Origin of the sequence: Mycobacterium genavense ATCC 51234, assembly GCF_000526915.1 — a bacterium.
GTDB classification, from domain to species: domain Bacteria; phylum Actinomycetota; class Actinomycetes; order Mycobacteriales; family Mycobacteriaceae; genus Mycobacterium; species Mycobacterium genavense.
The window spans coordinates 140806-154374 of sequence record NZ_JAGZ01000009.1; the positions used below are offsets into that span (position 1 = coordinate 140806).

The 13569-nt window shown below is 67.5% G+C and carries 11 protein-coding genes and 4 pseudogenes; 10 read left to right on the top strand and 5 right to left on the bottom strand.

Going from position 1 to position 13569, the window contains the following annotated elements; translation table 11 throughout:
• Positions 1–29 precede the first annotated feature (29 nt).
• The 10 genes and pseudogenes from T428_RS0118900 (at position 30) to T428_RS0118945 (ending at position 9824) form a co-directional block, all read left to right on the top strand.
• Positions 30–1670 (top strand): acyl-CoA carboxylase subunit beta, encoded by a 1641-nt coding sequence (locus T428_RS0118900; RefSeq protein ID WP_025737716.1) that lies wholly within the window; start codon positions 30–32, stop codon positions 1668–1670.
• On the top strand, positions 1667–1921 hold the full coding sequence (locus tag T428_RS0118905) for an acyl-CoA carboxylase subunit epsilon (protein WP_025737717.1): 255 nt from the start codon (positions 1667–1669) through the stop codon (positions 1919–1921). Before T428_RS0118900 ends, T428_RS0118905 begins: the two co-directional genes overlap by 4 nt.
• Positions 1922–1964: 43 nt before the next feature.
• Entirely contained in the window at positions 1965–2606 is a 642-nt protein-coding gene (locus tag T428_RS0118910) for a Maf family protein (RefSeq protein ID WP_025737718.1), read from the top strand.
• Between the two features lie 53 nt (positions 2607–2659).
• A pseudogene (locus T428_RS29425) lies at positions 2660–3921 on the top strand (serine hydrolase domain-containing protein).
• Between the two features lie 51 nt (positions 3922–3972).
• Positions 3973–4873: pseudogene (locus T428_RS29430) on the top strand (class I SAM-dependent methyltransferase).
• Positions 4874–5002: 129 nt separating this feature from the next.
• Positions 5003–5930, top strand: a pseudogene (locus T428_RS29435) (class I SAM-dependent methyltransferase).
• Positions 5931–5995: 65 nt separating this feature from the next.
• Entirely contained in the window at positions 5996–6889 is an 894-nt protein-coding gene (locus T428_RS0118930; protein WP_036468420.1) for a sulfurtransferase, read from the top strand.
• Positions 6886–7305 carry a SufE family protein gene (locus tag T428_RS0118935; RefSeq protein WP_025737720.1) on the top strand — a complete coding sequence of 140 codons (420 nt, stop codon included), beginning with the start codon at positions 6886–6888 and terminating at the stop codon, positions 7303–7305. Before T428_RS0118930 ends, T428_RS0118935 begins: the two co-directional genes overlap by 4 nt.
• 108 nt (positions 7306–7413) lie before the next feature.
• Positions 7414–9210 (top strand): acetyl/propionyl/methylcrotonyl-CoA carboxylase subunit alpha, encoded by a 1797-nt coding sequence (locus T428_RS0118940; protein ID WP_025737721.1) that lies wholly within the window; start codon positions 7414–7416, stop codon positions 9208–9210.
• A gap of 194 nt (positions 9211–9404) precedes the next feature.
• On the top strand, positions 9405–9824 hold the full coding sequence (locus T428_RS0118945) for an STAS domain-containing protein (RefSeq protein ID WP_036468422.1): 420 nt from the start codon (positions 9405–9407) through the stop codon (positions 9822–9824).
• Here T428_RS0118945 and T428_RS0118950 read toward each other — a convergent pair.
• The 5 genes and pseudogenes from T428_RS0118950 to lat all read right to left on the bottom strand — a co-directional run bounded on the left by T428_RS0118950 (position 9795) and on the right by lat (position 13538).
• Positions 9795–10589 carry an RNA polymerase sigma factor SigF gene (locus tag T428_RS0118950; RefSeq protein ID WP_025737723.1) on the bottom strand — a complete coding sequence of 265 codons (795 nt, stop codon included), beginning with the start codon at positions 10587–10589 and terminating at the stop codon, positions 9795–9797. The two genes, T428_RS0118945 and T428_RS0118950, sit on opposite strands and share 30 nt — an antisense overlap.
• The gene (locus tag T428_RS0118955; RefSeq protein ID WP_025737724.1) at positions 10586–11023 is read right to left on the bottom strand and encodes an anti-sigma factor; all 438 of its coding nucleotides are present in this window, start codon (positions 11021–11023) and stop codon (positions 10586–10588) included. The genes T428_RS0118950 and T428_RS0118955 overlap by 4 nt, the downstream gene beginning before the upstream one ends.
• Positions 11024–11385: 362 nt before the next feature.
• Positions 11386–11696, bottom strand: a pseudogene (gene usfY, locus T428_RS29440) (protein UsfY).
• Between the two features lie 39 nt (positions 11697–11735).
• Positions 11736–12122, bottom strand: a complete 387-nt coding sequence (locus T428_RS0118965) for a hypothetical protein (RefSeq protein WP_025737725.1) — start codon at positions 12120–12122, stop codon at positions 11736–11738.
• A gap of 63 nt (positions 12123–12185) precedes the next feature.
• On the bottom strand, positions 12186–13538 hold the full coding sequence (gene lat, locus T428_RS0118970) for an L-lysine 6-transaminase (RefSeq protein WP_025737726.1): 1353 nt from the start codon (positions 13536–13538) through the stop codon (positions 12186–12188).
• Positions 13539–13569: the final 31 nt, after the last annotated feature.

Genomic DNA, 13569 nt, shown 5'->3' on the forward strand with positions numbered 1-13569 from the left:
AGCCTATCCCGCCGCTAAGCTCGACTCCCATGACGAGCGTTACCGACCACAGCGCGGAGCCCGCTGCCGAGCACACCATCGACATCCACACCACCGCGGGCAAGCTGGCCGAACTGCACAAGCGCCGGGAAGAGTCGCTGCACCCGGTCGGTGAAGAGGCCGTCGAGAAGGTGCACGCCAAAGGCAAGCTGACCGCCCGCGAGCGCATCCTGGCCCTGCTCGACGAGCACTCGTTCGTCGAGCTCGACGCGCTGGCCAAGCACCGCAGCACCAACTTCGGGCTGGAGGCCAACCGGCCGCTCGGCGACGGTGTGATCACCGGCTACGGCACCATCGACGGCCGCGACGTGTGCATCTTCAGCCAGGACGCCACGGTGTTCGGCGGCAGCCTCGGCGAGGTCTACGGCGAGAAGATCGTCAAGGTGCAGGAGCTGGCCATCAAGACCGGCCGCCCGCTGATCGGCGTCAACGACGGCGCGGGCGCACGCATCCAGGAGGGCGTCGTCTCGCTGGGCCTGTACAGCCGCATCTTCCGCAACAACATCCTGGCCTCGGGCGTCGTCCCGCAGATCTCGCTGATCATGGGGGCCGCCGCCGGTGGGCACGTCTACTCCCCCGCCCTGACCGACTTCGTGATCATGGTCGACCAGACCAGCCAGATGTTCATCACCGGCCCCGACGTGATCAAGACCGTCACCGGCGAGGACGTCACGATGGAGGAGCTCGGCGGCGCGCACACCCACATGGCCAAGTCGGGCACCCTGCACTACGTCGCCTCCGGCGAGCAGGACGCCTTCGACTGGGTCCGCGACCTGCTGGGCTACCTGCCACCGAACAACTTCACCCATGCGCCCCGCTACCAAGCCGAGGTTCCGGTGGGGTCCATCGAAGACAACCTCACCGACGAGGACCTCGAGCTGGACACGCTGATCCCGGACTCGCCCAACCAGCCCTACGACATGCACGAGGTGATCACCCGGATCCTCGACGACGACGAGTTCCTGGAGATCCAGGCCGGTTACGCGCAGAACATCGTCGTCGGGTTCGGGCGGGTCGACGGCCGGCCGGTCGGGATCGTGGCCAACCAGCCAACCCAGTTCGCCGGCTGCCTGGACATCAACGCCTCGGAGAAGGCCGCCCGGTTCGTGCGGACCTGCGACTGCTTCAACATCCCGATCATCATGCTGGTGGACGTACCGGGCTTCCTGCCGGGCACGGGTCAGGAATACAACGGCATCATCCGACGCGGCGCCAAGCTGCTGTTCGCCTACGGCGAGGCCACCGTTCCGAAGATCACCGTGATCACCCGCAAGGCCTACGGCGGTGCCTACTGCGTGATGGGTTCCAAGGACATGGGCTGCGACGTCAACCTGGCCTGGCCGACGGCGCAGATCGCGGTGATGGGCGCCTCGGGTGCGGTCCGCTTCGTCTATCGCCAGCAGCTCAAGGAGGCCGCCAAGGAAGGCCGCGACGTCGACGAGCTGCGGCTGCAGTTGCAGCAGGAGTACGAGGACACGTTGGTCAACCCGTACGTCGCCGCCGAGCGCGGCTATGTCGACTCGGTCATCCCGCCGTCGCACACCCGCGGTTACATCGCCACGTCGCTGCGGCTGCTGGAACGCAAGATCTCCCACCTGCCGCCGAAGAAGCACGGGAACATTCCGCTATGAGTTCAGCCCCAGTCAGCGACGAGGACGGACAGTCGACGACGCCGCACCGGCCGCACATCCAGATCCTGCGCGGCCACCCCACCGACGCCGAACTCGCCGCGTTGGTCACCGTGCTGGGCAGCGTCGGCGGCGGGCCGGCGCCCGAACCCCCGGAGAAGACCCGCTGGGGCCTTCCGGTCGACAAGCTGCGCTACGCGATCAGCAATTACCAGCGCATCACCCTGCAGGAACGCATCCACATGCAGCGATGACCCGCGCCGACGACGATGGCGCCGGGGTCGAGGGGCGGCGTCATTGACCCGCGTGGTGCTCGGGTCGGCCTCCAGCGGGCGCCTCAACGTGCTGCGCCAGGCCGGCATCGACCCCTTGGTCGTCGTGTCCGGAGTCGACGAGGATCGGGTGATCGCCGATCTGGGACCGAACGCCTCACCGAGTGACGTGGTGCGCGCGCTGGCCCAGGCCAAGGCCGAGCAGGTGGCCGGCGAACTGGATCGCAGCGTGGCGGCGGATTGCGTTGTCATCGGCTGTGATTCGATGCTTTTTCTCGACGACAAGCTGTGCGGCAAGCCGGAGTCCGTCGACGCCGCGCGCCAACTCTGGCAGTCGATGGCCGGACGCTCCGGGCAGCTCTACACCGGCCACTGCGTGATCCGGGTGCAGAACGCCGATATTGTGCATTGTGAAGCCCAAACATCAATCACCACAGTGTATTTCGGCACGCCAGCGCCCGATGACCTGGAGGCGTATCTTGCCGACGGCGAATCGCTGCGGGTGGCCGGCGGCTTCACCCTGGACGGCCTGGGCGGCTGGTTCATCGACGGTGTCGACGGTGACCCCTCGGCCGTGGTGGGAATCGGGCTGCCGCTGACCCGCACGCTGCTGCGCCGCGCGGGCGTGTCCATCGCGACGCTGTGGGCGGATAATCCACTCGGCTGACCCCATACGCCGGAGCCGCTCCGCGGTCACGACGATTTGGTAAGTCCGGCTATATTGATGGCCATGTGGACGGCCGACTGCCGCACGAAATCTGCGCCGCGGTGGTTGAAGCGGTGAGCCGCACCCAGCCTGGCGTAGCGTTCGACGAACTGGAAGCCAAGATCAAAGCGGGCATGGCCGCCTACGCGATCCCGGGCGTCGCGGGTGCGGTCTGGGCCGGTGGCCAAGAGTTCGTGCGGGGCTACGGGGTCACCAACGTAGACCATCCGACACCCGTCGACGGCGACACCGTATTCCGAATCCGCTCCACCACAAACACTTTCACGGGAACGGTGATGATGCGGCTGGTTGAGCAGGGCAAGGTGGACCTGGACTCCCCGTGCGCCGCTACCTGCCCGACTTCGCGGTGGCCGGCCGCATCATCGAGGTGCTCACCGGAACCACCTACGAGTCGGCGGTGCAGAGGCTGCTGCTCGACCCGCTGCAGCTGACGCACACCCGCTACTTTTCCGACCAGATAATCGGCTTGAAGGTGGCGGCATCGCACCGGGTGGCCAACGGCAGACCCGTTGTCGATACCAACTTTTGGGCATTTCCACGCAGTTGCAACCCCACCGGCGGGTTGATGTCCACGGCGCGAGATCAGCTGCGCTACGCACAGTTTCACCTCGGTGACGGCACGGCACCCGGCGGCGAGCGGATTCTGAGCCGGGAGTCACTCGAGGCGATGCGGTCGAACCCGGGTGCGGGCGGGACACTTTGGGTCGAGCTGACCGGGATGGGCATCACCTGGATGCTGCGGCCCTCCGCGCAGAACGTGACCATCGTCGAGCACGGCGGCACCTGGACGGGCCAACGCTCCGGTTTTTTCATGACACCCGATCGCGACTTCGCCATGACCGTGCTGACCAACTCCGATGGCGGATTCGATCTGATCAACGACCTGTTCTCCTGCGACTGGGCGTTGCGCAGATTCGTCGGACTGACCAACATGCCCACCACGCCGCTCCACCTGGACGCCGTCGACCTGGCGGCCTATGCCAGCCGGTACGTCGCCGAGCAAGTCTGTCAGGACGGCAGCATCGAGCAAACCGTCATCGAGCTCTACCCCAGCGACGGCCGGCTCACCGGAAGCATGAGCATCGGCGACACCAGCCGCACCTGGCTGGGCCTCGCGCTCTACCGGACCGACTACGGGCTCGACCTCGGACCCGACGACCAACCCACCGGCAGCCGCTCCAACTTCGTCCGTGCACCCGACGGTGACATCGCCTGGTTATGCAGCCAGCACGGGCGCCTGTTCCGACGCCAATAGGACGCGCGGTGCGGGCAGCTGACCGGGCACGGTCGCGGTTACGCTGAGCGCGTGGCGCGCACCGACGACGACTGGGATCTGGCCTCCGGTGTCGGCGTCACCGCGACCATCGTCGCGGCCGGGCGCGCGATGGCCACCAGGGATTCGCGCCAGTTGATCAACGATCCGTTCGCCGAACCTCTGGTCCGCGCGGTGGGGCTGGACTTCTTCACCAAGATGATGGACGGCGAACTCGACATGACCGCGATCGGGGATGTCTCACCGACCGTGGCGCAGGCGATGGTCGACGGAAACGCGGTGCGCGACAAGTACTTTGACGATTACCTTCGCACCGCCACCGACCGCGGGATTCGGCAAGTGGCCATTCTCGCGTCCGGGCTGGACGCCCGGGCCTACCGCCTGCCGTGGCCGACCGGGACCGTTGTCTACGAGATCGACCAACCACGAGTGCTGAACTTCAAGACGACGACCCTGGCCGACCTGGGGGCCGCGCCCCGCGCCACCCAACGCTGCGTGCCCAGCGACCTGCGCGCCGATTGGCCGACGCCGCTGCAAGCCGCCGGCTTTGACCCGGCAGCACCGACGGCATGGCTGGCCGAGGGTTTGCTGATCTCTCTCAAGCCGGAGGCCCAGGACCGGCTGTTCGACAACATCACCGCCCTGAGTGCGCCCGGGAGCATGGTGGCCACCGAATTCGTGTGCAGCATCGTCGATTTCGATGCCGAGCGAGCGCAAACCATCTCCAGCCCGTTCCGCGAACATGGCATCGACGTCGATTTGGCTTCGTTGATCTACACCGGCCAGCGCAACCACGTCCTCGACTACCTCGCCGCCTTGGGCTGGCGGCTCGAGGGCGTGCCACTGACAGAACTGTTCGAGCGCAGCGGCCTCGATGCCGGCCACGGACGACGACACCGTCTTCATCAGTGGCGCGCTGACCGACGACGGTTAGCGCCGGCCGTGTCCCCCGATCCGGGGACAGAGCCGTTCATCACCTACGTGGGCCGATCGGTGGAGTTGCGCCGCGGCAGATCTTCCTAGTTTCGACGTATGCGATTCGTGAATCCAGGGAGGCGGATTTGTGATGCGTAGAGACGGCGATAGCTGGGATCTGGCCAGCCATGTCGGCGCGACCGCCACGCTGGTGGCCGCGGGCCGCGCCCGGGCCACCAATTCGGCCGAGCCGTTGATCGAGGACCCGTTCGCCGAGCCGTTGGTCCGCTCGGTGGGCATCGAATTCCTTACCAAATGGGCCACCGGAGAGCTCTGCGCGTCCGAGGTCGACGAGCCGGAGGCGGCCTGGGGTCTTGCCCGCATGACCACCGATTTGGTGGCCCGCACTCGCTACTTCGATCGATTCCTCGCCGACGCGACGGCCACCGGAATCCGCCAGGCGGTGATCCTGCGTCCGGGCTCGACGCGCGCGGCTACCGGCTGCCGTGGCCGCCCGGCACGGTGGTGTTCGAGATCGACCAACCGGACGTGCTGCGGTTCAAGGCCGCAACGCTGGCACGGCTGGGTGCCAAGCCCACGGCGCAGCTGCGGATGGTGCCGGCCGACCTGCGCGACGACTGGCCGACCGCGCTGCTGCGCAGCGGATTCGACCCGGCGTTACCGACGGCCTGGATCGCCGAAGGGCTTTTCGGTTACCTGCCCCCGCAGGCTCAGGATCGCTTGCTGGACAACGTCACCGGCCTCAGCGCGCCGGGAAGTCGGATGGCCACCGAGGCGTTCGTGGGGTCACCGGAACTGGACTGCGGGCGGGTCCAAGAGATGATCCGCAACGCGACTCGCACCTGGCGTTACCATGGATTCGATCTGGACATCTGCGCGCTGAACTATCCGGGGGCCCGCAGCGAGGTCGCGGCTACCTCGACAGCTTCGGGTGGCGGTCCACGGGGACCACGGCCACGCAGCTGCTGGCCGATGACGGCCTGCTGGGCTGGCCGGGCGGCCACGCAACGCCGGCCGGCCAGCCCAGCTACTACACATCGGTTCTCGCGGCGTAGTGCACGACGGGCTTGTCGCGGCGCACCCACGGCCGGACAACCCGGAGCTGAGTAGGCTTTGCTCTGTGCCGCTACCTCCCGATTCAAGCCCGACGCTGTCGGCCTACGCCCACCCCGAACGCTTGGTCACCGCGGACTGGTTGTCCGGCCACCTAGGCTCGCCCGGGCTGGCGATCGTCGAATCCGACGAGGACGTGCTGCCCTACGACGTCGGGCATATCCCCGGCGCGGTCAAGATCGACTGGCACACCGACCTCAACGATCCTCGGGTCCGCGACTACATCTCCGGCGAGCAGTTCGCGGAACTGATGAACCGCAAGGGCATCTCGCGCGACGACACCGTGGTGATCTACGGCGACAAGAGCAACTGGTGGGCCGCCTACGCGCTGTGGGTGTTCACGTTGTTCGGCCACCCGGATGTGCGGCTGCTCAACGGCGGGCGTGATCTGTGGCTGTCCGAGCGGCGCGACACCACCCTCGAGGTGCCCACCAAGACGTCGACGGGCTACCCCGTAATCGCGCGCAACGACGCACCGATCCGCGCCTACAAGGACGACGTGCTGGACATCCTGGGCAGCCAACCGCTGATCGACGTGCGCTCGCCCGACGAGTACACCGGCAAGCGCACCCACATGCCCGACTATCCCGAGGAGGGCGCGCTGCGCGCCGGCCACATCCCGACCGCCCGGTCGATCCCGTGGGGCAAGGCGGTCGACGAGAGCGGCCGGTTCCGCAGCCGCGAGGAACTCGAAGAGCTGTACGGCTTTTTGAAACCCGACGACAAGACCGTCGTCTACTGCCGCATCGGCGAGCGATCCAGCCACACCTGGTTCGTCCTGACCCACCTGCTGGGCAAGGCGGGTGTGCGCAACTACGACGGGTCCTGGACCGAGTGGGGCAACACCGTGCGGGTGCCGATCGTCGCGGGCGAAGAACCGGGAGCCGTGCCGACCCGATGACTCTGCCCGCTCCGCTAGCCGAGGTGGTGTCCGACTTCGCCGAAGTGCAGGGCCAGGACAAGCTGAGGCTGTTGCTGGAGTTCGCCGACGACCTGCCCGACCTGCCCGACGATCTGGCCGAGGCGGAGATGGAGCCGGTGCCCGAATGCCAGTCGCCGCTTTTCTTGCATGTCGACGCGCACGACCCGAACCGGGTGCGGCTGTATTTCAGCGCTCCCGCCGAAGCGCCGACCACCCGCGGTTTTGCCTCGATCCTGGCCGCCGGCCTCGACCAGCAACCCGCCGCCGACATCCTGGTGGTGCCCGAAGATTTTTACGGCGAGCTGGGCTTGGCCGCCCTGATCAGCCCGCTGCGGCTGCGCGGCATGTCGGCGATGCTGGCCCGCATCAAGCGCCGATTGCGCGAGTCGGCTTGAGAGGTACCAGGTATCAGCGCTTCGGGCGCGCCGCCTAAACTTCCCCCGACAAGACTTGTAAGAAATTCTCTTAGAGACGACGACTTCAGCCATACACAGGAGGCGCAGGTGCCTAGTCACGCCAGCTCGAGGATCGCCAAGGTGCTCGCTGCCAATCGCGGCGAAATCGCTGTCCGGGTGATCCGAGCGGCCCGCGACGCGGGCCTGTCCAGCGTGGCGGTGTACGCCGAGCCCGACGCCGACGCGCCGCACGTGCGGCTGGCCGACGAGGCGTTCGCCCTGGGCGGTCAGAATTCGGCCGAGTCCTACCTGGATTTCGGCAAGATTCTCGACGCGGCGGCCAAGTCCGGCGCCAACGCCATCCACCCCGGCTACGGATTTCTTTCGGAGAACGCCGATTTCGCGCAGGCGGTCATCGACGCCGGTCTGATCTGGATCGGGCCCAGCCCGCAGTCGATCCGCGACCTCGGCGACAAGGTCACCGCCCGCCACATCGCCGCCCTGGCGCAGGCCCCGCTGGTGCCCGGCACCCCGGACCCGGTCAAGGATGCCGACGAGGTGGTGGCCTTCGCCAAGGAATACGGCGTGCCGATCGCGATCAAGGCGGCCTTCGGCGGCGGCGGCCGCGGCATGAAGGTGGCCCGCAGCATCGAGGAGATCCCCGAGTTGTTCGAGTCGGCCACCCGTGAGGCCGTCGCGGCGTTCGGTCGCGGCGAATGCTTCGTCGAGCGCTACCTCGACAAGCCGCGCCACGTCGAGGCCCAGGTGATCGCCGATCAGCACGGCAACGTCGTCGTCGCCGGCACCCGCGACTGCTCGCTGCAGCGCCGCTTCCAGAAGCTGGTCGAGGAGGCCCCGGCACCATTCCTGACCGACGCGCAGCGCAAGGAGATCCACGAGTCGGCCAAGCGGATCTGCAAGGAGGCGCACTACTACGGCGCCGGCACCGTCGAGTACCTGGTCGGCCAGGACGGCCTGATCTCGTTCCTCGAGGTCAACACCCGGCTGCAGGTCGAGCACCCGGTCACCGAGGAGACCGCCGGCATCGACCTGGTGCTGCAGCAGTTCAAGATCGCCAACGGCGACAAGCTGGACATCACCGAGGACCCGGCACCGCGCGGGCACGCGATCGAGTTCCGGATCAACGGCGAGGACGCCGGGCGCGGCTTCTTGCCCGCCCCCGGCCCGGTGACCCGCTACGACATCCCCACCGGCCCCGGTGTCCGGCTGGACTCCGGCGTCGAGGCGGGCTCGGTGATCGGCGGCCAATTCGACTCGATGCTGTCCAAGCTGATCGTGCACGGGGCAACCCGCGAGGAGGCGCTGGCGCGCTCCCGGCGGGCGCTGGACGAATTCCACGTCGAGGGCCTGGCCACGGTCATCCCCTTCCACCGCGCCGTGGTGCGAGACCCGGCGTTCGTCGGCGACGACAACGGCTTCGCGGTGCACACCCGGTGGATCGAGACGGAGTGGGACAACACCATCGAGCCGTTCACCGGGGGCGAGCCCCTCGACGAGGACGACGCCCAGCCGCGGCAGAAGGTCGTCGTCGAGGTCGACGGGCGCCGGCTCGAAGTGTCGCTGCCCGGCGACCTGGCGCTGTCCAACAGTAGCGGCGTGACCGGCGCCGGCGTGATCCGCAAGAAGCCGAAGCCGCGCAAGCGCGGCGCGCACGGCGGAGCGGCGGCCTCGGGCGACGCGGTCACCGCGCCCATGCAGGGCACCGTGGTCAAGGTCGCGGTCGAGGAGGGCCAGCAGGTCGCCATCGGTGACCTGGTGGTGGTGCTCGAGGCGATGAAGATGGAGAACCCGGTCACCGCGCACAAGGACGGCATCATCACCGGTCTCGCGGTCGAGGCGGGCATCGCCATCACCCAGGGCACGGTGCTCGCCGAGATCAAGTAGCCGACCAGGCTTCCTGGCAATCAGCTAAGGAAACGTTGTCGGTCTCCGGCAGCGCGGGTAGGGTGCGAGGCAGATTGAGTTCACAGCCGCCCGGACCACGTCAGCGCCGCGCGGAAGGCGAATTCCCTACCTTCGAGCATTGCCTCGCCGTTGACGTAGTCCCCACACCGATCCTCGGTTGAGGGAGTGAAGCAATGTCTGTGACCCGATCCTGGCAACAATGCCGAACGGCCCAATTCAACGCCACGTGGAGCGCCGCGGGCACCGTCGTCACCGTCGACGGCGAGCTCGACGCCGCGAACGCCGATCAGCTCGCCGGCTACATGCAGCGCAATGCGCGCCATGCCAAGCGGCTGATCCTCGATCTGCGCGCGCTGAATTTCATTGGTACTGTTGGCTTTTCAGCGCTGCACCGGATCAACGTGGTGTGCTCGGGCGCGCGGCTGAGCTGGGCGCTGGTACCCAGCCCGGCGGTCTGCCGGCTGTTGCGGGTCTGCGACCCCGACGGCACCCTGCCGGTCACGACCTCGGTCGAGGAGCCGCTGCTCGAGACGGTGGTGCCGACGGGACCCGATGCGCGGCCGCTACTCCAACTGGTCACGCAGGCACGCTAGGGATTTCGCCAGCAACCGCGATACGTGCATCTGCGAGATGCCGACCCGCTCGGCGATCTGAGTCTGTGTCATCGACTCGAAGAACCGCAGCACCAACACCGTTCGCTCGCGCTCGGGCAGGCTCTCCAGCAACGGGCGCAGCGACTCGCGGTCCTCGATGCGATCGAGGCCGGCATCGACGTCGCCCAACATGTCGGCGATGGCACGGGCGTCCTCGTCGTCGCCGCCGCCCCCGCCGCTGTCGATCGACAGCGTGTTGTACGAGCTGCCCGCCACCAGACCCTCGACGACCTCGGCGCGGTCCATCTCCAGCTCGGCCGCGAGTTCGGTGGCCGTCGGCGCCCGGCCGAGGCGTTGCGACAGGTCGGCGGTGGCGCTGCCGAGCCGCAGATGCAGCTCCTTGAGGCGCCGCGGCACCTTGACCGACCAGCTGTTGTCGCGGAAGTGCCGGCGGACCTCACCCATGATCGTGGGCACCGCGAACGACACGAAGTCCGATCCGGCCTCGACGTCGAAACGGACCACCGCGTTGACCAAACCGACGCGCGCGACCTGAACCAGGTCGTCGCGTGGTTCACCGCGGCCCTCGAACCGGCGGGCGATGTGATCGGCCAGCGGCAGGCACCGCTCGACGATCTTGTCCCGTTGACGCTGGAATTCCGCCGAGCCGGCCGAGACCGTCGCCAGCTCATCGAACATATCCAAAACATCGGCGTATTCGTTTGGGCGTGACGCGCCCGAACCGCCGTCAGCTTGCGCTGTCACCGGCTAGCGGCCGCCCGTCGCGCCGTCAGCGTGATACCGAATACGCTGCCGGTTTCGTTGGGTTCGCGCCCGTCGTGGAAGGTCTGGACGTCGTCGGCCAGCGACGTCAGGACATGCCAGCTGAAGCTGCCCGGCGACACCACGTCGTGGGTTGCGCACGCCGCGGATGCCTCGACCACCAATTCGTCGTCGCGGGGGTCGACCACCACGCTCAGCGTCGCGTCCGGGGTGGCCGAGCGGATCAACCGGGTGCATACCTCGTCCACCGCGAGCCGCAGATCCGCCACGGCGTCGAAATCCAGGTCTTCGTAGGTGCCGATCGCACCCACCAGCGTGCGCAGCATCGCCAGGTTTTCCAGGCACGCAGCGACGTGAAGTTCGACAGCTCTGCGGCCGCGTTGACGTTTGTCAGCGCGCGATCCGATATCGGTCATATGGTCTCCCGGCAACGTTTGGCTCACACTACCCCTCGCTTTGGAGCGCGCCACCGGTCGCGACAGCTCACCCCGTCAGCCCTCATCGCGGCCGGGTATGTCACTCAGGGACGCGCCAGACAGCACCGGCAAACCCGGGACACACACACTGGGGCGCATCGCTTTGCTTGCCGGAATTACTCTGGTCCTTCTGATTGTCATTGCAGTCAGCATCTATGTCGGTGCTTTCCTGATTCTTTGCCCCATGATGGGGTGAGCGCTGCGAGCAGGAAAAACGTCGCGGGCGCTCATCATGGTTTACACCAGATACCCACTCGACGATGCGGATAACCTACGAATTTTCGGGTGCGCGGGGCCGCGCGTCAGCTGTCGGGCGATTGCCTGGCCGCGTCGGGATGTTCGAGGTACCACCGATCGAAGATCCGGCGTACCCGCCGGTGCTCGGCGGCCAGCCACACCAGGCCCACCACCGTGACGACGACGGCCGTCACACCCGCGGTCATGCTCTCATGCTGATGTCCGGTGCCGAAGGCAGCCAGGCGCCGCACACCGCGACCACGCCGGCCACCACCATCAGGTATCCGGGCCAGTGCAATACGTCGATCAGTGATTCCCCGGCGAGTGGCCGCGTAGTCCGCAAATGGTCGACGGGGTCGTGGTAGGTGTCTCCCACGGCTGCACCCTCTCCATTTGTAGGGCTCGCACCCAACAATTATGCGAGCCCCAGCACCGGCCCGGCAATGGCCGGAACACCCATGGAGACGGTGACGATCATCAGCGTCAGCAAAAACCAGCCCGCGCCGTGCCATCCCCACCAGGTGCCCTCGGCGCGCCAGACCCGGTAGGTCCGCACGAACGCCCACAGGCCGGCGACCAGCAGGATCAGCGGCCCACCGATGGCCAGCAGGGTCCGCTGCGGTGCACCGCACGCCACGGTGTCCACGCCCGTGGCGGGACAGGTACTGACCCACAAGGCCGCCATCACCACGAATCCGACCGCCGTGACCGTCGCCAAGGCGGTAAAGCGGATCGCGGCGCGCACCTCGCCGTCTTCGGAACCCAGGCGATCACCCCGTGATCGCTCATCTGCCTTCGGCATGAGACCTCCGCGTGCTGACTGCATCCAGTTATTCGTCCGCGACGACGGATTAGTTACGTGTGGTCAGGTACCCGCATTCACGGCCACCAACACGTGACGCAGCGCGGCGACGGCCGCGTCGATGTCCGCCCGCGACACCGTCAAAGCGGGACGGAATCGAACGCCGTCGGTGCCGGTGGCCAACACGATTACGCCCCGCTGCCACAGCCGGCGGATCACCTCGTCACGGTCGGCGGTGCTCGGCAGGCTGAACGCGCACATCAGTCCGCGGCCACGGGGATCCAACACCGTCGCGGGGAACTCGTCGGCGAGCTCGACCAGCCGGTCGCGCAGGTAGCGGCCCAGCTCGGCGGCGCGCGCGCACAACCCGTCGACCTCGATCATCTCCAGGATGCGGCGCGCCCGCACCATGTCGGTCAGATTGCCACCCCACGTCGAGCTGATCCGGGAGGCGACCGCGAACACGTTGTCGGCGATCTCGTCGACCCGCCGGCCCGCCATCACCCCGCACACCTGTGTCTTCTTGCCGAACGCCACCAGGTCGGGTGGCACCCCCAATTGCTGGTAGGCCCAAGGGGTTCCGGTCAACCCGCAGCCGGTCTGCACCTCGTCGAAGATCAGCAGCGCGTCGTGTTCGTCGCACAACTGGCGCATCGCGGCGAAGAACTCCGGCCGGAAGTGGCGATCGCCGCCCTCACCCTGGATCGGCTCGGCGATGAAGCAGGCGATGTCGTGCGGGTGGGCCTCGAACGCCGCCCGGGCCTGGCGCAGCGACTCGGCTTCGACCGCGTCCATGTCGCGCCCATTCAGGCCCGGCCGGATGTAGGGCGCGTCGATGCGCGGCCAGTCGAACTTCGGGAAGTGGGCCACGGTGACCGGCTTGGTGTTGGTCAGCGACAGGGTGTAGCCGCTGCGGCCGTGGAAGGCGCCGCGGAGATGCAGCACCCGGGTGCCGAGTTCGGGGTCGAGGCCGTGCTTTTCGTTGTGCCGGCTCTTCCAGTCGAAGGCCGCCTTGAGCGCGTTCTCCACCGCCAGGGCGCCGCCGTCGACGAAGAACAGATGCGGCAGCGCCGGGTCGCCCAGGACCCGGACGAAGGTCTCGACGAAGCCGGCCATCGCGACCGTGTACACGTCGGCGTTGCTCGGTTTGTTCAGCGCGGCTTGGCCGAGCTCGGCGCGGAATTCTTCGTCGTCGGCCAACGCCGGATGGTTCATCCCCAGCGCCGACGAGGCGAAGAAGGTGAACATGTCGAGGTAGCGGCGTCCGTCGCGGGCGTCGACCAGATACGACCCGGACGAGGCGGCCAGGTCGAGCACGAGATCGAAACCGTCGACCAGCATGCTGCGCGACAGCACCTGGTGGACGCGATCGGGTTCGGGCTGCACGCCGGTGAGCGAGTTCAGGACGGCAGTCATACCGCCATGCTAGCTTAGTTTTTACGGATCT

What these genes read in the sequence shown, in the direction of transcription:
- lat (WP_025737726.1), bottom strand. Translation starts at nt 13,538, where the DNA reads ATGACTGCCGTCCTGAACTCGCTCACCGGCGTGCAGCCCGAACCCGAT.
- T428_RS0118900 (WP_025737716.1), top strand. Translation starts at nt 30, where the DNA reads ATGACGAGCGTTACCGACCACAGCGCGGAGCCCGCTGCCGAGCACACC.
- T428_RS0118905 (WP_025737717.1), top strand. Translation starts at nt 1,667, where the DNA reads ATGAGTTCAGCCCCAGTCAGCGACGAGGACGGACAGTCGACGACGCCG.
- T428_RS0118955 (WP_025737724.1), bottom strand. Translation starts at nt 11,023, where the DNA reads ATGACCGATATCGGATCGCGCGCTGACAAACGTCAACGCGGCCGCAGA.
- T428_RS0118935 (WP_025737720.1), top strand. Translation starts at nt 6,886, where the DNA reads ATGACTCTGCCCGCTCCGCTAGCCGAGGTGGTGTCCGACTTCGCCGAA.
- T428_RS0118945 (WP_036468422.1), top strand. Translation starts at nt 9,405, where the DNA reads ATGTCTGTGACCCGATCCTGGCAACAATGCCGAACGGCCCAATTCAAC.
- T428_RS0118965 (WP_025737725.1), bottom strand. Translation starts at nt 12,122, where the DNA reads ATGCCGAAGGCAGATGAGCGATCACGGGGTGATCGCCTGGGTTCCGAA.